The following is a 16,653-nucleotide window of genomic DNA, read 5'->3' on the forward strand; positions in this document are numbered from 1 at the left end:
CTCATTCGTTTAAGGCACGTAGAAGCTGGCGCTGTCTGCGGAGATGAGAACGGCGGAACCGTCCTCCATGAGCAGCACCTGACGGGCGCCCTGGGTGCTGTCCAGGGTGGCGTACAGCTCCAGGTCCTTGGTGTAGATGTTCAGCTGCTTGCCTGTGAGCACGGCGATATACCGACCGGCAGCGGACAGGGAGAGCACCTGCTGGTCGATCTCCAGGCTCTTGTGGGAGCCGTCGGAGGAGACCACCCACAGCTCGCCCTGGCTACCTGCCCGGTACTTGGCCAGCAGAGCCACGGCGAAGCCGTCCCCGGACAGGGAGTAGCGCTTGAGGTGCATATCGTTCCAGTCGATGACGGCGTTGTTGCCCTCGTGGTCGGTGAGGGTCAGGTTCTGGTCGGAGATGGACCAGACCTGGGAGACGGTGTGGCGGGTCTCCAGAACCACCGAGGAGCCCAGATCACTGGTGAGGTTGGGCTCAAAGTTCCCCGAGTCCGTGGTGTTCAGGGTATACAGGGAGAGGGTGGAGTCAAACACGCCGTCGGTTTGCCCCACGTTGAGGATGGACAGGGTCTGGCCGTCGTCGGACAGAGCGGCGTCCATGACATAGGCGGAGGAGAGGTTGACGCTCATCATGGGCTCGTAGTCGGTGCTGTACACCGTCACAGAACCCTTGTAGCCGCTGGTCTGGCTGACCACGGTGAGCTGTCCGTTTTGGTTGAGGTGGGCCGAGAGGATGGAGGTCAGGTCGGTGGCCGACCAGATCACCTCCCGCTGGCCCAGCACGTACAGGGAGGAGCCCCCGGCGTCATAAATCACAGCCAGAGAGCCGTTGGTGTCCACCACGGGGTTGTCCATGTCTACAGACAGGTCCACATACTGGGTGCCGCTGCCGGAGTACAGGGAGATGGAGGTGGAGGAGCAAACCAGCAGGTCTCCGTCCAGCACGGCGAAGGTGTCGTCCAGGCTGCCGTCGTGGGGGAAGGAGTCGGCCTGGCCGCTGTCGTTGAGTACCAGAGAGCGGTAGTGGAGCCACCGCTTGAAGTTGTCCAGGGACAGCCGGTCCCGGAACACCACCACGGCCACCGCCCCCAGGACCACCAGGACGGCCAGGAGAAAGAGCAGAACCCGCACCAAAAACTTGGGCTTTTTGGGCTGGGTGTTGGATTGGTTATTCTTTGTGTCTTCCATAATCGTATACCTCAAAAGGCGGCGGCGCACACAGGCGCCGGAGTATCGTCACAGTACGTCCTCGTCATACCACAGGTTGGTCATATACAGCCCGTCCGGCGGGGCGGTGGGCCCGGCCAAGGTGCGGTTGCGGGAGGAGAGAATGTCCGGGATATCCTCGGGGGCCAGCTTGCCCTCGGCGGCATAGATGCAGGTGCCCACCATGGCCCGGACCATGTTGTACAAAAAGCCGTCGGCGCACACCCGACAGTCGATGATCTGTCCCTTCCGCTCAATGTCGAAGTAGTGGACGGTACGCACGGTGGTGCGGGTCTCGGTGCCCACCGAGCGCACGGCGGCAAAGTCGTGGGTGCCCACAAACTGGGCGGCAGCCGCCGCCATGATGGACTCGTCCAGATGGCGGGGGTAGAACCACACCCGGTTGACATAGAAGGGGTCCCGGATGCGGGAGTTGTAGATGCGGTAGGTGTATTCTTTTTTCAGACAGGAGCCGATGGCGTTGAAGTCATCGGGCACCAGGGTGGCCTTGGACACCACAATGTCGTCGGGCAGGCGGGTATTTACCGCCAGAGGCAGCCGCTCCAGGGGGATGCCGGAGGTGGTGCGGAAATTGGCCACGTAGGTGCGGGCGTGGACCCCGGCGTCGGTGCGGCCCGCCCCGGTGACTTTCACCGGGTGATTGACCACAAAGGACAGGGCCTTTTCCAGAGTCTCCGCCACGGAGACGGCGTTTTTCTGCACCTGCCAGCCGTGGTAGGCGGTGCCGGTATAGCTCAGGCGCAGGGCAATGTTACGGGATTGCATAGGAACACCTCATAGATAAAATGGGGGGCGCTCACAGACCCACGTGGGCCAGCAGGCCCACCGCCACGGCCACCACCACCAGGCCCAGGAGAAACAGCCAATCGGCGGGGCGCAGGCGGAGCTCCCGCATCCGGGTGCGGCCTGTCCCGCCGCAGTAGCAGCGGCACTCCATGGCGGTGGCCAGCTCGTCCGCCCGGCGAAAGGCGGAGATGAACAGGGGCACCAGCAGGGGGATGAGGGCCTTGGCCTTGCGGATGAGGCCGCCGGAGTCGAAGTCCGCGCCTCGGGCCCGCTGGGCGGACATGATCTTGTCCGTCTCCTCAATGAGGGTGGGGATGAAGCGCAGGGCGATGGACATAATCATGGCCAGCTCGTGCACCGGAACCTTCACCTTTTTCAGGGGGGAGAGCAGGCTCTCCAGACCGTCGGTGAGGGCCAGGGGGGAGGTGGTATAGGTGAGCAGGAAGGTGGCACAGATGAGCATGAGAATGCGTACCACCATGAAAAAGGCATGTAAAATACCCTCATAGGTGATGGTAAAAATCCAGAAGGACACCAGAGGGGTGCCGGGGGTATAGAACATGTTCAAGACAGCGGTGAAAATCAGCAGGAAAATCACCGGCTTCATGCCCCCCAGCAGGGTTTTGGCCCGGATGTGGGCCACGGCGCAGCCCCACACCAGCAGGGCCAGCATAATGCCGTAGGTGACAAACCAATTGGCCAAAAACAGGGCCACCACATACACCAGAAGCCCCGCCAGCTTGATGCGGGGGTCTACCCGGTGGAGAAAGGAGTTGCCGGGGAAAAATTGCCCCAGGGTAATGTCCTTGAGGTTCATGCCTGCGCCCCCTTTCGGGCCAGCAGGATGGCGTCCCGGGCCTGTTCCACGGTGTACACCGAGGCGGGCACCTCATAGCCCATGTCCCGCAGCCGGGCGAACACCCGGGTCATCTCGGGCACGCCCAGGCCCATCTTCTCCAGCTCGGCCCCGTGGGAGAACACCTCTTGGGGGGTGCCGGAGTAGGGAATGGTGCCGTCTCGGAACACCACCAGCCGCTGGGCCTCCCGGGCCACCTCGTTCATGGAGTGGGACACCAGAATGATGGCGGCCTTTTTCTCCCGGTGATAGGCCCGGATGTTGCCCAGAATCTGAGCGGCTCCGGCGGGGTCCAGCCCGGCGGTGGGCTCGTCCAGAATGAGCACCTTGGGCTCCATGGCGATGACCCCCGCAATGGCCACCCGGCGCTTTTGGCCGCCGGACAGGTCAAAGGGGGACTTCTCCAGAGTGTGGTCGGACAGGCCCACAAAGCAAGCGGCCTGGCGCACCCGGCGGTCCACCTCGGCCTGGTCCAGCCCCATGTTGGTGGGGCCGAAGGCGATATCCCGGTACACCGTCTCCTCAAAGAGCTGGTACTCGGGGTACTGGAACACCAGGCCCACCTGGAAGCGCACCTGACGGGTACGCTCCTTGGAGCCCCAGATGTCCTCCCCTTCAAAGAGTACCTGTCCCGAGGTGGGGCGGAGCAGCCCGTTGAGGTGCTGCATCAGGGTGGATTTGCCCGAGCCGGTGCGGCCAATGACCGCCAGATATTCCCCCGGGGCCACGGTCAGGTCCACGTTTTGCAGGGCCACGTGCTCAAAGGGGGTGCCTTGACTATAGATATGGGTGAGTTGTCTGAGTTCAATGATAGGCGTCATAGATACGGGCCTCTCTTATCGGGGTAGAATGTGGGCCAGTGCCTGGGCGCAGTCCTCGCAGGTGAGGACGTCCAGGGGCACGTCCAGCCCGGCCTGGCGCAGCTCGTACAGCAGCGCCACCGAGTCCGGCACTTCCAGCCCCAGGCGGCGCAGCCCCACCACGTTCTGAAAGACCTGGGCGGGGGGGCCGTCCATGACCACGTGGCCGTTGTCCATGACCACCAGCCGCTGGGCCCGGGCCGCTTCGTCCATGTGGTGAGTGATGAGTACTACGGTCATCCCCAGCTCCCGCTGGAGGCGGCATACCGTGTCCAGCACCTCCCGGCGTCCCACCGGGTCCAGCATGGCGGTGGGCTCGTCCAGCACGATGCACCGGGGACGCAGGGCCAGCACCCCAGCGATGGCCACCCGCTGCTTCTGGCCGCCGGAGAGTAGATGGGGAGCGTGGCGGGCATATTCCGTCATGCCCACGGCCGCCAGGGCCTCGTCCACCCGGCGGCGAATTTCCGCCGAGGGAACCCCCAGGTTTTCCGGGGCGAAGGCCACGTCCTCCTCCACCACGCTGGCCACGATCTGGTTGTCCGGGTTTTGGAACACCATACCCACCGTGCGGCGGATGTCCAGCAGCTTGTCCTCGTCGGTGGTGTCCATGCCGTCCACGTACACCTTGCCCGAAGTGGGCAGGAGGATGGCGTTGAGGTGCTTGGCGAAGGTGGACTTGCCCGAGCCGTTGTGGCCCAGAATGGCCACGAAGGAGCCGGCCTCAATGTCCAGATTGACGTGGTCCAGCACTGTGGGGGCTACCCCCTCGGCGGTGGTGTAGCGAAAGGTCAGGCCTCTGGCCTGGATGATGGGATTAGCCATGGTAGACATGCTCCACGGAAGATGCCACCCAGCGCCCGGTAGCGCCGCAGGGGAGGGCCAGCCCGGTCTGGGTTACCGGCAGGCCCAGCTCGTCGGACACGGTGCGCCCTCCGAACTTGCCGCCGATGACAGTCTGCAAAATATAGGTCAGCACCGACGGGGCCAGGCCCGTGGTGTAGGAATTGAGGATCACAAAGAGGGGGTCATCGCTGAGGACGTTGGACACCAGCTCCACAAAGGGGTACAGGTTCTCCTCCAGCTTCCACACCTCACCGGAGGGGCCCCGGCCATAGGAGGGGGGGTCCATGATGATAGCGTCGTAGCGGCGGCCCCGGCGGATCTCCCGCTCTACAAACTTGGCGCAGTCGTCAATGATCCAGCGGATGGGCTTGTCCTCCAGACCCGAGGACTTGGCGTTCTCCCGGGCCCACTGAACCATGCCACGGGCGGCGTCCACGTGGCACACGCTGGCCCCGGCCGCGGCGCAGGCCACCGTGGCCCCGCCGGTGTAGGCAAACAGGTTCAGCACCGAAATGGGGCGGCCCGCCCGGCGGATGAGGTCCTGGGCAAAGTCCCAGTTGGCCGCCTGCTCGGGGAACACGCCGGTATGTTTAAAGTTCATCAGGCCCACGTTCAGGGTCAGTTCTTTATAGTGAATCTGCCACCGCTCGGGCACCTGCTTGGAGGCCCACTGGCCGCCGCCGGTGTGGGAGCGGGAATAGCGGGCGTGGGCCGTCTTCCAGCCCTTGTTCTGGCGGGGGGTATTCCAAATGGCCTGGGGGTCCGGGCGCACCAGCAGGTGAGAGCCCCAACGCTCCAGTTTTTCTCCACGGCCGCAGTCCAGCAGCTCATAATCTTTCCAATTTTTGGCCAACCACATGAGCACATTCTCCTCATTATATAATCAACGTATTATACTACACAGGTGGGAATTAGTCAAACCCGTGGGGGACGAAAAAACACCCCACGGAAGGGGGAACATTCCGTGGGGTGAGGGGGTTAGACTTCGATGGGGTACTTGCCAGTGAAGCACCCGTCGCAGAACCCGCAGTCGGCCTGGGGTGCGATCTGGTGCAGGGCCTCCAGAGACAAGAAGTGGAGGGAATCGGCCCCAATCATCTCCCGCATCTCCTCCTGGGTGTAGTTGCAGGCGATGAGGGCGTCCCGGTCGGGAATGTCGGTGCCGAAGTAGCAGGGGGCAATAAAGGGCGGGGCGGAGGAGTACATGTGTACCTCCGTGGCCCCCGCCTCTCGGAGCAGGGAGACAATCTGCTTGGAGGTGGTGCCCCGGACGATGGAATCGTCCACCATCACCACCCGCTTGCCTGCCACACAGCTGGCCAGAGCCCCCAGCTTGATGCGTACCGCCTGCTCCCGGCTCTCCTGGTCGGGGGTAATGAAGGTGCGGCCAATGTAGCGGTTTTTCACCAGGCCCACCCCGTAGGGAATGCCGGACTCCTCGGCAAAGCCCATGGCGGCGTCCAGTCCGGAGTCGGGCACGCCGATGACCACGTCCGCCTCCACGGGGAACTCCCGGGCCAGCAGCCGTCCGGCGTTGCGCCGGGCCAGGTGCACCGACTGGCCGCACAGCACCGAGTCGGGGCGGGCGAAGTAGATATACTCGAAGATGCACATATGGCTGGAGGAACCCTGACAGTTCTCCCGGATGGAGCGCACCTGGGTGCCCTCCACCACTACGATCTCGCCGGGGTCCAGTTCCCGCTCGAACTGGGCTCCCACGGCGTGGAGGGCGCAGCTCTCCGAGGCGAAGATCACCGCATCCCCCCGGCGGCCCATGCACAGGGGGCGGAAGCCCCAGGGGTCCCGGACGGCGATGAGTTTCTGGGGGGACATGACCAGCAGGGAGAAGGCGCCCCGCAGGCCCTTGACCGCCCGGCACACTGCCTCCTCGGCGGAGGCGCAGCGCAGCCGCTCCTGGGCGATGGCGTAGGCGATGAGTTCGGAGTCGGTGGTGGTCTGGAAGATGGCGCCCCGGTACTCAAAGAAGGTGCGCAGCTCGGCGGTGTTCACCAGGTTGCCGTTGTGAGCCACCGCCAGGGTGCCCTTGACGTACTTGAGGGTCAGGGGCTGGGCGTTTTCCCGCTGCCCGCCGCCGGTGGTGGCGTAGCGCACATGGCCCACGGCCATGGTGCCATTGAGACGGTCCAGCACGTCGGGGTGGAACACGTCTCCCACCAGGCCCACATCCTTGTGGAAGGAGAGCACCCGCTGGTTGATGGTGGCGATGCCACAGGCCTCCTGCCCCCGGTGCTGGAGGGCGTACAGGCCGTAATAGGTGGTGCGGGCACAGTCCCCGTGGGGGTCGCTGATGCCGAACAGGCCACACTCTTCGTGGATGGACATGGTCATTCCTCCTGAAAATCAAATGGGCGCTGTGACCCAATGGCCACAGCGCCCTTGCTGTCGTCATACGCCCATTATAGCGGAGTAGACGGGAGCTTGTCAATCTGCGAATTGCCGAAAAATGGCTCTTAGCGCAAGGTGGCGCCCAGCTCAGAGGCCAGGGCGGCCAGAATGTGCTGCACCTCGCTCTCCGCCTCCTCGCCGGTGAGGGAGCGGTCGTCGGCCCGGAGGGTGAGGTTGAAGGCCACGGACTTCTTGCCGTCCTCCACCCCCTTGCCCCGGTAGATGTCGAAGAGGGTCACGTTTTTCAGCAGGCCGTGGGCGGCGTTCTGGATGCAGGCCTCCAGAGCGCCCACCGTGACGGCCTCGTCACACACCACAGCGATGTCACGGGTGACGGCGGGGAACTTGGGCAGGGGGGTGTACACGGGGTCAGCACCCTTGGCCAGAGCCAGCTCGTCCAGAGCCAGCTGGGCGCAGTACAGCTCGCCGTCCACGCCGTAGTTCTGAGCCACCAGGGGGTGAATCTGGCCGAAGAAGCCCACACAGTCAGAGCCCACCCACACCTCGGCATAGCGGCCGGGGTGGTAGGACACCAGCTCGGTGAAGCCGGAGCCGGTGCGGAAGGTGACGTCGCTGGCCCGCAGGTCCTTCAAAATGGCCTCAATGCAGCCCTTCATGGTGTAGAAGTCCATGTCGGAGCCATAGGCGCCCAGGGTGAGGGTCTTGGACTCCACCGCCAGGCCATCTTCGCCGCCGGGAGCGTAGGTGCGGCCCACCTCGTACAGGCGCACGTTCTGGTTGCGGTAGTTGTAGTTGCGGGTGAGAATCTCCAGCATGGAGGGGAGGGTGGTGGTGCGCATGATGGAGGTGTCCTCGCCCAGAGGGTTCAAGATCTTCAGGGAGTTACGGCCCAGGTAGTCCGCGGGCCAGTTGATCTTGTCGTAGCAGGTGGGGGAGATGAAGGAGTAGGTGATGATCTCGTCATAGCCCATGGTGCGGCACATGCTGCCCACTTGGCGCTCCAGCAGCTCCTCATCGGAGTAGCCGCCCAGGGTGGTCTGGCCCCGCATGAGGGTGCAGGGGATGTTGTTGTAGCCGTAGAACCGGGCCACTTCCTCGGCAAGGTCGGCCATGCCGATGACATCGCCACGCCAGGAGGGAACGGTGACCTGGTTGCCCTCCACCTGGAAGTCCAGGCTGCGCAGGATGCGCACCATCTCCTCCTCGGCCACATCGGTGCCCAGCAGGGCGTTGATGCGGTCGGGCTCCAGGGTGAGCACCCGGGGCTGGGGCACATAGTTGAGGATGTCGATGATGCCGTCCACCACGTCGCCGGCGCCCAGCATTTCCACCAGCTCACAGGCCCGCTGGACAGCGGGGAGGGTGTTCATGGGGTCCAGGCCCTTTTCAAACTTGGCGCTGGCCTCGGTGCGCATGCCCAGGGCCAGAGCGCCCTTGCGGATGGTGGCGCCGTCAAAGCAGGCGGACTCGAACACCACGTCCACGGTGTCGTCCACGATCTCGCTGTTTTCGCCGCCCATGATGCCAGCCAGGCCCACGGCCCGGGTCTCGTCGGCGATGACCAGGTGGTTGGCATTGAGGATGTGGCTCTTGCCGTCCAGGGTGGTCAGCTCCTCCCCCTCCTGGGCACGGCGGACGATGATCTTGCCGCCGTGGACATAGCGGTAGTCAAAGGCGTGCATGGGCTGGCCATACTCCAGCATGACATAGTTGGTGATGTCCACGATGTTGTTGATGGGGCGCACGCCCATGGAGCGCAGCCGCTCCCGCATCCACTTGGGGGAGGGGCCGATCTTCACGTTGCGCACCATCCGGGCGGTGTACCGGGGCACCAGATCGGCGGCGGGGGTCTCCACGTCCAGCAGCTCCATGAGGTTGCCCTCGGCTCCGCCCTTCACCACGGGCTCGTGGAGGGTGAGGGGTGCGCCGAAGGTGGCGGACACCTCCCGGGCCAGGCCGATGACGGACAGGCAGTCGGGGCGGTTGGGGGTGATCTCAAACTCCACCACGTGGTCGTCGGCGTTGATGATGGGCTTGATGTCGTCGCCGGGCTTGCAGTCCTCCCGGAGCACGAAAATGCCGTCGGGGATGCAGTGGGGGAACTCCGCCTGCTGGGCGTGGAGGTCCGCCAGGGTGCAGATGGAGTCGGTCTTGGTGTTGTAGGCCACCAGATCCCCCTCGTGGAGGTTGGGGCAGATGGTGTCGGGAGCGGCGGTGCCGTCACCGGTATCCAGGCAGGTGTGGAAGGTGCCGTCGGGCTGAGAGGCGCACTCCAGGACCTTGGCGGCCACCACGGGGCCGTAAATCTTGTCGCCGGGCTGGATATCGGTGGAGATGGAGGGCTTGGCGGGGTCCAGGGGCTTGTAGTCGCCCAGAATGGCGGCGGGGGTGATGGCGGCGTAGGGGAAGTCCCGCTCGTCCAGGCCCAGCTCCAGCAGGCCGCACATCATGCCGTTGGACACAACGCCACGCAGCTTGCCCTTCTCAATCTTCTTGCCACCGGGCAGGGTGGACTTGTGCAGGGCCACGGGCACCAGGTCGCCGGGGTGGACGTTCCAGGCGCCGGTGACGATCTGCACCGGCTCGGCCTGGCCGGCGTCGATCTGGCAGATCCACATGTGGTCGGAGTCGGGGTGGCGCTCCATGGACCGGATGCGGCCCACCACCACGTTGGAGATCTCAGCGCCCAGGTCGTGGGTCAGCTCCACCTTGGACCCGGACAGGGTCATGGCCTCGGCAAAATCATGGTCATTGGCGTCTACGGTGACAAATTCACGCAGCCAGTTTCTGCTTAAATTCATGGTAATGTTCCCCTCTTTCCTTAAAACTGCTCCAGGAAGCGCACGTCGTTTTCAAAAATCAGGCGCAGGTCGGCGATCTTGAACCGACGCATGGCGGTACGCTCCAGGCCGATGCCGAAGGCCCAGCCGGAGTACTCGTTGGGGTCGATGCCGCTCATCTCCAGCACCCGGGGGTGAATCATGCCAGCGCCCAGCAGCTCAATCCAGCCCTCGCCCTTACAGGTGGGGCAGCCCACGCCGCCGCACTTGTGGCACTGCACGTCCATCTCGCAGGAGGGCTCGGTGAAGGGGAAGTGGTGGGGACGGAACCGGGTCTTGGTGCCCTTGCCGTAGAGCTTCTCCACCACGGTGTTCAGGGTGCCCTTCAGGTCGGCCATGGTGACGTTCTTGTCGATGACCATGCCCTCCACCTGGTGGAACATGGGGGAGTGGGTGGCGTCCACCTCGTCCTTGCGGTACACACGGCCGGGGGCGATGATGCGGATGGGCAGCTCCATGGTGTCCATGGCCCGCACCTGCATGGGGGAGGTCTGAGAGCGGAGCATCACCCGGCTGTCCTCATCAAAATAGAAGGTGTCGGACCAGTCCCGGGAGGGGTGGTTCTCCTCGGCGTTGAGGCGGTCGAAGTTCAGCTCAGCCAGCTCCACCTCGGGGCCGTCCAGCACGGTGAAGCCCATGCCGATGAAGATCTCCTTGATTTCATCCAGGGCGATATACATGGGGTGACGGTGGCCCACCTTCACAGGCTTGCCGGGGATGGTCACGTCCAGGGCCTCGTCCTTGAGCCGCTGCTCCAGGGCCTGGGCCTCCAGCTTCTTGCCCTGAGTCTCCAGAGCGGCCTCCAGGTCCGCGCGCACCTGGTTGGCCAGCTGGCCCATGACGGGGCGCTCCTCAGCAGAGAGTTTGCCCATCTGCTTGAGCACGCCGGTGAGCTCGCCCTTCTTGCCCAGGTACTGCACCCGCAGGGCGTCCAGGGCTGCCAGGCTGTCAGCGGCCTCGAAGGCGGCAAGGGCCTGCACACGAATGTCGTTTAATTGCTGCTTCATCTATTCTCTTCCTTTCGGGTAAAATATGAAATGAAAAAGCCTTTCCTCCCTACAAACAGGGACGAAAGGCCAGCCTTCCGCGGTACCACCCGCATTTGTGCGCCATGCGCACACACTCTCTGCCCCATAACGGAGGGCACGCCGTCCTGCTCTCACAGGCCGCTCCCGGGCGAACCAAGCGACACACACCAAGGCGGCTTTCAGCCGGTGACCGCCTCTCTCTTCAGATATGCCAGCACGCTATTTTCCCGTTCTTCGCATTTGCACTAAAAACTTTTATATCACAATATAGGTTGAAAAGCAAGAGGGAAAACTTTATAATGGGGCGTGCACGATCTGACATACCCCCATCTCGTCTTCATATATATGGAGACAGGGGCGGCGGTTTCCGCCCCTCAAGTACGGGAAAGGGGGGAGCGCATTGCGCAGAGAATTGGTCTGCGGGGCGCTGATGATGACGGTGCTGCTCACAGGCTGCTCCAAGCAGGACCAGCAGGCGCAGCAGCAGGGCGTGCTGCTGCGGGGCCAGTACCAGGCCATGAGCGGCTGGTCGGGCACCTTCCGGGTCAGCGCCCATTTGGGCCAGCAGCTCTATGAGTTCACCTTAGAGGGGACGGCCCAGCAGGAGGGAGAGACGGTACTCACCGTGGTGGAGCCGGAGTGGATGGCAGGAGTCACCGCCCGGATGACCGATGAGGAGGCGGTCTTGGAGTATGACGGAGCGGGGATGACCTTGGGCACCCTCAACGGGGACGGCCTGAGCCCCATTGCCGCCATACCGGAGATGCTGGACCAGGTGGCCCAGGGCTACATAGCCCAGTGCAGCTGGGCGCAGGAGGGGGAGGACACCTTCCTGGAGCTGACCTGCCGGGACCCGGAGCAGGAGCAGGGAGCGGGCACGGAGTATACCATGTGGTTTGCCCCGGACACCTTTGCCCTTCGCATGGCGGAGGTACAGGTGGAAGGAGTCACCGTGCTCACCGTGACAAGTGATGATTTTACCATGGAGATGAACGAGGATGAATCAACAGACCATGCGGACCTGGACGGAGATCCGTCTGGACAATCTGGAGCATAATTACCATGTATTGCGGTCTTGCGCCCCCCAGAGCAAGTTTCTGGGCGTGGTGAAGGCCAACGCCTACGGACACGGGGCGGAGGAAGTGGCCCACAAATTGCAGCAGCTGGGGGCGGACTATCTGGCCGTGGCCTGCCTCAACGAGGCCACCGAGCTGCGCCAGTCTGGCATTACCATGCCCATTCTCATTCTGGGAGCCACCCCGGCGGAGTTTGCCCCCCAGGTGGTGGAGCACGACCTGACCCAGGCGGTGTTTACCCTGGAGCTGGCTCAGGCCTTGTCCAAGGCCGCTGTGGCCCAGGGCAAGCGGGCCAAAATCCACGTTAAGCTGGACACCGGCATGAGCCGTCTGGGGATTCTGGCCCACGACCCGGCCCAGGCGGCCCAGGAGGTGGACGCCCTGTGCGCCCTGGAGGGGCTGGAGGCCGAGGGCATTTTCACCCACTTTGCCAACGCCGACGGGGACGAGGGGTACACCATGGAGCAGTTTACCCGCTTCCTGGACACCCTGGATGTGCTGAAAAACACCTATGGACGCACCTTCCAGCTGCGCCACTGCGCGGCCAGTGCCGCCGTGCTCAACTTCCCCTGCACCCACCTGGACATGGTGCGCCCGGGCATTGCCCTGTACGGCTACCTGTCCGACCCCTCCTGCCAGGGGCTGGACGCCGGGGAGCTGTGGCCGGTGATGACCCTGAAGACCCGGGTGGCGGCGGTGCGGGAGCTGCCGGGGGACACCCCGGTGAGCTACGGCTGCACCCAGCACATGCCCGCCTCCGGCGGTCGGGTGGCGGTGCTGCCGGTGGGCTATGCCGACGGCCTGCACCGGGTGTTGTCCGGCCAGGGCACCGTGCTGGTGGGCGGCCAGGAGCGGCCCATTGTGGGCCGGGTGTGCATGGACATGTGCATGGTGGCCCTCCAGGAGGAGGACCAGGTGCAGCCGGGAGACGAGGCGGAGCTGTTCGGCGCCCACCACTCCCTGGAGGATATGGCCCAGCTGGCGGGGACTATCCCCTACGAGCTGCTGTGCGCCGTCTCCCCCCGGGTGCCCAGATTGTACCAGGGCGCATAAGATAACACGGGGGGTCGCCCCCGAGGGAGCGGCGAGAGATGGAGCGGCACCCGGTGGCGAAGGAATCCTGTTCCACCGGTATAAGATCCGCCCCACCGTGGGAGAATGATAGTACCCGGCAGGCATGGCAAGGACCGGGCACTATAAATCCGGCGGAGTGTGAAATCCTGTGGACAACAGTGTCAAACGCGGCGATATTTATTACGCCGACCTCAGTCCGGTGGTGGGCAGCGAACAAGGGGGCGTTCGCCCTGTCCTGATCGTGCAAAACGACACCGGAAACAAACACAGCCCCACGGTCATTGCAGCGGCCATCACCTCTCAGACGGGGAAGGCCCGACTGCCCACCCATATCACCCTGGCAGCCCACAGCTATGGCCTGCCCAAGGACTCCATCGTGCTGTTGGAGCAGATTCGTACCCTGGACAAACGGCGGCTACGGGAACATATGGGCCGGGTGGACGAACAAGTGATGAAAAAGGTGGACGGGGCCATTGCGGTCAGCTTCGGCCTGTCCAACCAGCAGTTGGTTTGAAGGTGCGGCCTGCCCCAAATTTGGGGCAGGCCGCAAGCTGTGTTTGGGGTTTACAAAAGGTTCACAACTGGTTCCCAAATTGTCTATCATTCGACATGGGGGTTCTGGTATCATAGGCCATGTCAGGAAGAGATGTCCAGGCAGAGCTGAGACCTCCCTTGACAGCGACGAACGAACAACCGGGGCTGCTCTGGCAGCAGTCGGAGCCCCCCGGACAAACAACTCCAGAGACACCCTCTCTGTTTAGCCTGTCGGAACGGCCAAGCCTTTCCTGACAGGCTTTTTTTGTGCCGGGAGAAGGGGGAAAACGGAAAACACTTGCCAAGTTCGCCTGGACGGGGTAGACTATGGAGAGATGCCGAATGTCCGGGGACGCCCGGGCCAACCTAGAGAATGGAGAAATCATATGGATTACTTTCACCTGTCAGTGGGACAGGATATCCTCCACCCCATGAGCAGCCTGGCGCTGGCTCACCTGGGGGATGGAGTGTATGAGCTCATGGTGCGCACCTGGCTGTGCCTGAAGGGCAAGGCCACCAACAAGGGGCTGCACCGTGCGGCGGTGACCTATGTCTCCGCCCCCGCCCAGGCCAAGCGGGTCAAGCTGATTTTGCCCATCCTCACCGAGGAGGAGCAGGACGTGTACCGCCGGGCCCGCAACAGTCACACCGCCGCCATCCCCAAGGGGGCCAGCGTGGGAGAGTACCACGCCGCCACCGGGCTGGAGGCCCTGTTCGGCTGGCTGTACTTGCAGGGCCGCCTGGACCGGCTCAATGAGCTGTTTGAACGGATGATGACGGAGGAATGAGCCATGCCCTTGGATGCAATTGTCATGACCGCCCTGGCCGGAGAGCTGCGGGAACGCATCACCGGCGGAAAGGTGGACAAGATCTATCAGCCCACCCGGGATGAGGTGGTGCTGCACATGCGCACTGGGCAGGGAAATGTGAAGCTGCTGCTGTCGGCAAACCCCGCCCACCCCAGAGCCCAGCTCACCACCGTGACCCGGGAGAACCCGGAGACGCCTCCCATGTTCTGTATGCTGCTGCGCAAGTATTTCCTGGGCGGCCGCATTCTGGAAATCAAACAGCCCCCCATGGAGCGGCTGCTGGAGTTCCGCTTTGAGACCCTCAGTGAGCTGGGGGACCGGGTGGAGCGGGCCCTGGTGCTGGAGTGCATCGGCCGCAAGTCCAACCTCATTATGCTGGACGGAGCAGGGCGCATCACCGACAGCATGCGCCGGGTGGACGGGGATATCTCCGCCCAGCGCCCGGTGATGCCCGGCCTCTTCTACCAGTACCCCGTGCCCACGGGCAAGCTGGACTTCACTGCCATGGGGGAGGAAGAGCTGGAGCAGCTGGTGTCCAGCCAGGCGCCCCAGGGAGAGGGCCAGGACAAGTGGCTGCTGGACACCTTCAGCGGCATTTCCCCCCTGGTGGCCCGGGAATTGGCCTTCCGGGCCGACGAGACTTCCCAGGGCCTGGCCCGGGAGGTGCTGCGGCTGCGCTCCATCATCCTGGAGGGCAAGTATGAGCCGGTGGTGCTGAAAAAAGAGGGGAAGGAGATGGACTTCTCCTTCCTGCCCATTCTGCAATACGGCCCCGAAGTGGAATTGACCCGCTGTGAGACCTTCTCCCAGCTGCTGGACGACTACTACGCCGCCCGGGAGGCCCAGGAGCGGGTGAAACAGCGGGGGGCGGACTTCATCCGGTCGGTGACCCAGGCCCGCAACCGCACCGCCAAGAAGATCGCCAACCAGGAGGCAGACCTGCGCCGAGCGGGTAACCGGGAGCAGATGCGGGAGTATGGGGACATCATCACCACCAACTTCTATCAGATGCACCGGGGCCAGTCGGTGCTGGTGGCTCAGAACTACTATGACCCGGAGTGCAAAGAGGTAGAGATCCCCCTGGACCCCCTGCTCACTCCCCAGCAGAACGCCGCCAAGTACTATAAGGACTACAAAAAGGCCCAGAAGGCGGAGGAGATGCTGGCCATCCAGCTGGAGAAAAACCGCACCGAGCTGGAGTACCTGGACAGCGTGCTGCAAATGATCACCCTGTCCGAGGGAGACCGGGACTTGCAGGAGATTCGCCAGGAGCTGATGGACAACGGGTATTTGCGCCAGCACAAGCGGAAGATGACCGCCAAGGGCAAGGTGAAGATCATCCACGCCAAGCCCATGGAGTTTCGCTCCTCCGCTGGCCTCACCATTTTGGTGGGCAAGAACAACAGCCAGAATGACCGCCTGACCTTGAAGGACTCGGACAAGCGGGATTTGTGGTTCCACGTGCAAAAGCTCCACGGCTCCCACGTGATTTTGAAGACCGGAGGGGTCCAGCCCGACGACCAGTCGGTGACGGAAGCGGCCATGCTGGCCGCCTGGTTCTCCCAGGCCAAGGACTCCGCCCAGGTGCCGGTGGATGTGACCCCTGTGAAAGCCATTAAGAAGCCTGCGGGGGCCAAGCCTGGGTTTGTCATCTACAACACCTATAACACGGTGTATGTCACACCCCAGGAGGAACTGGTGAAGAAACTGCGGGTGAAATGAGCAAAGGGGACAGCTTCCAATTCGGCGGCTGTCCCTCTTTTCTGTACTAGGCGCAGATTTGCTAGCGTGGCAAATACGCTCCGCTGGGCCCGATTTCTCCGCGATGAGAAATCGGGGAAAGAATCGCCTAGGGCGTTCCCCCTAGGTACCCCCTGAGGTCTCCTTGCATGGCGCTGGAGCATCCCCCACCGACACTGAGGGAGGAAGGATTGTCTGGTTCTTCTTGCTCCGCTGCCGCTGATATATTCCCCGTATTGCCACGGTGATTCCTTGGGTACAGCGTCGGTGCATGGTGGAGACTTGCAGTTCCCACCCACCACCGGCCCTGTCCTTCTGGGGCAGTTCCTTCCACTCTGGAAGATTGAGCGGTAGCGGATGTAGCGGCATAGAGGATCGGCTTACCCCTGGGCCGATTGGGATTTATCCAGAGTCAAAGGACTACTGACCCAAGCAGGGTACCTAGGGGTGCAACCCCTAGGCGGCTTTTTCGTCTATTTTTGGCCGCTCAAAAATAGACCCCTAGCGGAGCGTCCCCGCCAGACTGGCAAGTCTGCATAAAGACATTGGAGAAGAGCAGATGATTGACCATAGAAAAACAGCGGAAGCAACCAAATGGCTGCTTCCGCCG

The 16,653-nt window shown here is 63.4% G+C and carries 14 protein-coding genes; 5 read left to right on the forward strand and 9 right to left on the reverse strand.

Annotated features, from left to right (window positions below):
- Positions 1-9: 9 nt before the first annotated feature.
- The 9 genes from B5F22_RS01705 to pheS all read right to left on the reverse strand — a co-directional run bounded on the left by B5F22_RS01705 (position 10) and on the right by pheS (position 10,789).
- Entirely contained in the window at positions 10-1,188 is a 1,179-nt protein-coding gene (locus B5F22_RS01705) for a DUF5711 family protein (RefSeq protein ID WP_087390127.1), read from the reverse strand.
- Positions 1,189-1,236: 48 nt separating this feature from the next.
- Positions 1,237-1,992, reverse strand: a complete 756-nt coding sequence (gene truA, locus B5F22_RS01710; RefSeq protein WP_087369634.1) for a tRNA pseudouridine(38-40) synthase TruA — start codon at positions 1,990-1,992, stop codon at positions 1,237-1,239.
- Between the two features lie 31 nt (positions 1,993-2,023).
- Positions 2,024-2,830, reverse strand: a complete 807-nt coding sequence (locus tag B5F22_RS01715; protein WP_087390130.1) for an energy-coupling factor transporter transmembrane component T — start codon at positions 2,828-2,830, stop codon at positions 2,024-2,026.
- The gene (locus B5F22_RS01720) at positions 2,827-3,690 is read right to left on the reverse strand and encodes an energy-coupling factor transporter ATPase (protein WP_087390134.1); all 864 of its coding nucleotides are present in this window, start codon (positions 3,688-3,690) and stop codon (positions 2,827-2,829) included. The genes B5F22_RS01715 and B5F22_RS01720 overlap by 4 nt, the downstream gene beginning before the upstream one ends.
- A gap of 15 nt (positions 3,691-3,705) precedes the next feature.
- Positions 3,706-4,554, reverse strand: coding sequence for an energy-coupling factor transporter ATPase (locus tag B5F22_RS01725; protein ID WP_087390137.1), 849 nt, complete (start codon positions 4,552-4,554; stop codon positions 3,706-3,708).
- Positions 4,547-5,434, reverse strand: a complete 888-nt coding sequence (locus tag B5F22_RS01730) for a class I SAM-dependent methyltransferase (RefSeq protein ID WP_087229100.1) — start codon at positions 5,432-5,434, stop codon at positions 4,547-4,549. Before B5F22_RS01730 ends, B5F22_RS01725 begins: the two co-directional genes overlap by 8 nt.
- Positions 5,435-5,553: 119 nt before the next feature.
- Complete coding sequence (gene purF, locus B5F22_RS01735; RefSeq protein ID WP_087390142.1) at positions 5,554-6,918, reverse strand: amidophosphoribosyltransferase; 1,365 nt, start codon at positions 6,916-6,918, stop codon at positions 5,554-5,556.
- Between the two features lie 128 nt (positions 6,919-7,046).
- Positions 7,047-9,743: a phenylalanine--tRNA ligase subunit beta gene (pheT, locus tag B5F22_RS01740; RefSeq protein ID WP_087390145.1), complete on the reverse strand. Its 2,697-nt coding sequence runs from the start codon at positions 9,741-9,743 to the stop codon at positions 7,047-7,049.
- Between the two features lie 20 nt (positions 9,744-9,763).
- The gene (pheS, locus tag B5F22_RS01745; RefSeq protein ID WP_087229093.1) at positions 9,764-10,789 is read right to left on the reverse strand and encodes a phenylalanine--tRNA ligase subunit alpha; all 1,026 of its coding nucleotides are present in this window, start codon (positions 10,787-10,789) and stop codon (positions 9,764-9,766) included.
- A gap of 421 nt (positions 10,790-11,210) precedes the next feature.
- On the opposite strand from pheS, the gene B5F22_RS01750 reads away from it, so the two are divergent.
- The 5 genes from B5F22_RS01750 (at position 11,211) to B5F22_RS01770 (ending at position 16,025) form a co-directional block, all read left to right on the forward strand.
- Positions 11,211-11,867, forward strand: a complete 657-nt coding sequence (locus B5F22_RS01750) for a hypothetical protein (protein ID WP_143482150.1) — start codon at positions 11,211-11,213, stop codon at positions 11,865-11,867.
- Positions 11,809-12,939, forward strand: a complete 1,131-nt coding sequence (alr, locus tag B5F22_RS01755; protein WP_087390150.1) for an alanine racemase — start codon at positions 11,809-11,811, stop codon at positions 12,937-12,939. Before B5F22_RS01750 ends, alr begins: the two co-directional genes overlap by 59 nt.
- A 169-nt stretch (positions 12,940-13,108) precedes the next feature.
- Positions 13,109-13,474 carry a type II toxin-antitoxin system PemK/MazF family toxin gene (locus B5F22_RS01760; RefSeq protein WP_087229084.1) on the forward strand — a complete coding sequence of 122 codons (366 nt, stop codon included), beginning with the start codon at positions 13,109-13,111 and terminating at the stop codon, positions 13,472-13,474.
- Between the two features lie 406 nt (positions 13,475-13,880).
- Positions 13,881-14,282, forward strand: coding sequence for a ribonuclease III domain-containing protein (locus B5F22_RS01765; protein WP_087369643.1), 402 nt, complete (start codon positions 13,881-13,883; stop codon positions 14,280-14,282).
- 3 nt (positions 14,283-14,285) lie between these two features.
- A complete protein-coding gene (locus B5F22_RS01770; protein ID WP_087390152.1) occupies positions 14,286-16,025 on the forward strand; it encodes an NFACT RNA binding domain-containing protein in 1,740 nt (579 codons plus the stop codon).
- Positions 16,026-16,653: the final 628 nt, after the last annotated feature.

This window comes from Pseudoflavonifractor sp. An187 (assembly GCF_002160275.1).
Classification (GTDB): domain Bacteria; phylum Bacillota; class Clostridia; order Oscillospirales; family Oscillospiraceae; genus Enterenecus; species Enterenecus faecium.

Coding starts and splice junctions, on each gene's coding strand:
- B5F22_RS01705 (WP_087390127.1), bottom strand. CDS start 1,188: ATGGAAGACACAAAGAATAACCAATCCAACACCCAGCCCAAAAAGCCC.
- truA (WP_087369634.1), bottom strand. CDS start 1,992: ATGCAATCCCGTAACATTGCCCTGCGCCTGAGCTATACCGGCACCGCC.
- B5F22_RS01715 (WP_087390130.1), bottom strand. CDS start 2,830: ATGAACCTCAAGGACATTACCCTGGGGCAATTTTTCCCCGGCAACTCC.
- B5F22_RS01720 (WP_087390134.1), bottom strand. CDS start 3,690: ATGACGCCTATCATTGAACTCAGACAACTCACCCATATCTATAGTCAA.
- B5F22_RS01725 (WP_087390137.1), bottom strand. CDS start 4,554: ATGGCTAATCCCATCATCCAGGCCAGAGGCCTGACCTTTCGCTACACC.
- B5F22_RS01730 (WP_087229100.1), bottom strand. CDS start 5,434: ATGTGGTTGGCCAAAAATTGGAAAGATTATGAGCTGCTGGACTGCGGC.
- purF (WP_087390142.1), bottom strand. CDS start 6,918: ATGTCCATCCACGAAGAGTGTGGCCTGTTCGGCATCAGCGACCCCCAC.
- pheT (WP_087390145.1), bottom strand. CDS start 9,743: ATGAATTTAAGCAGAAACTGGCTGCGTGAATTTGTCACCGTAGACGCC.
- pheS (WP_087229093.1), bottom strand. CDS start 10,789: ATGAAGCAGCAATTAAACGACATTCGTGTGCAGGCCCTTGCCGCCTTC.
- alr (WP_087390150.1), top strand. CDS start 11,809: ATGAATCAACAGACCATGCGGACCTGGACGGAGATCCGTCTGGACAAT.
- B5F22_RS01765 (WP_087369643.1), top strand. CDS start 13,881: ATGGATTACTTTCACCTGTCAGTGGGACAGGATATCCTCCACCCCATG.
- B5F22_RS01770 (WP_087390152.1), top strand. CDS start 14,286: ATGCCCTTGGATGCAATTGTCATGACCGCCCTGGCCGGAGAGCTGCGG.